1 protein-coding gene is annotated in these 1,058 nt (G+C 57.4%); it reads right to left on the bottom strand.

All coding sequences use genetic code 11. From position 1 onward, the window contains the following. A partial coding sequence (locus AC3X7R_RS18800) for a hypothetical protein (RefSeq protein ID WP_489967217.1) occupies positions 1-1,058 on the bottom strand: 1,058 nt, incomplete at both ends.

The following is a 1,058-nucleotide window of genomic DNA, read 5'->3' as shown; positions in this document are numbered from 1 at the left end:
ACGGCAGCGGAGAGGCTGCGGGCCTGCGGTCGTCGCTGAAATAAAAATTATCCGGCCAGTGATGCGGCAGCGCCGGAAAACCGTAAGAGGGCCACCCCTGGCGCATCTGTTCCAGTACATGCCGGACCGTCGCACCGGAATACATTCTCACACGCTCAGGCCGCGCCATCGTCTCATGAGATTCTGGCATTCCCTCACGTATATCCGAGACCATCACAGCCCCGCCTGGCGACAGGTAAACATTCACCGGGTCATGAACACTCTGGGGGTAATGCGCCAGCTCATCACCCCATACCGTGAATTCTCCGGCTCTGTTACTCAGCATCATGTAGCGGGTTATCCTGCCCGTTCCCGGCTCTCTGGCACGCCCCAGCTCCGTAATAACCCCGGCTAATGCCGTTTCTCGGCTCAGGCGATGGTTATCATGGTGTTTCAGCCGTGCGTCATATTCCTGTTCCTTCCGGCGCGCTTCCGCTTCGGCTTCCTCCCTGCGCCGCTCCGCTTCCCGTGCTGACAGTTTTTCTTTCAGCTCTGCCATTCCCGGCGAAATCCACGTATTCCACTGCGTTTCAAAGGCCTGACGACGGACGGGAATGTCCCGTTCTTTCACGGCCCTGTAGGTGCGGAGAAGAGATTCAATCTGTTTCTCGAGTTTCCAGAAGCGGAGTTGTCTTTTGCGGTATTCCGGTTCAGCCCATGTCATCAGGGGAAGCTCTGACAGGATGGACGCTACCGGACGGGCTTTTCTGAGTCCGGTCATCTCTTTTTCGAGAATATCCCGCTCTTTCACCAGCGCATTCCCCTCACGTTTGATGTCGTTTGCCTTCCCGTTCATCGCCACGAACTCCGGTGTCATCTCCCATGCGTTCCCGCATTCCTGCGGCAGTGTGGCAATGAATTCCCGCAGGGTATCCGCTGAGGCATTCGCGGCGGGAATGGTCAGATTAAGGGCTTCCGCTGCACGACGTGCGGCATCGCTGAGTTCCCGTTTCCGCACGTTCTCCTGTACCTGGATGACTGCCAGCCTTGTGCGGGAAACCTGTATTTCCAGGTTAAGG

This window comes from Nocardioides sp. Z22_16 (assembly GCF_058134365.1).
The sequence above is the reverse complement of the archived record's forward strand: the minus strand, read 5'-3'. Positions and strand labels throughout refer to the sequence as shown.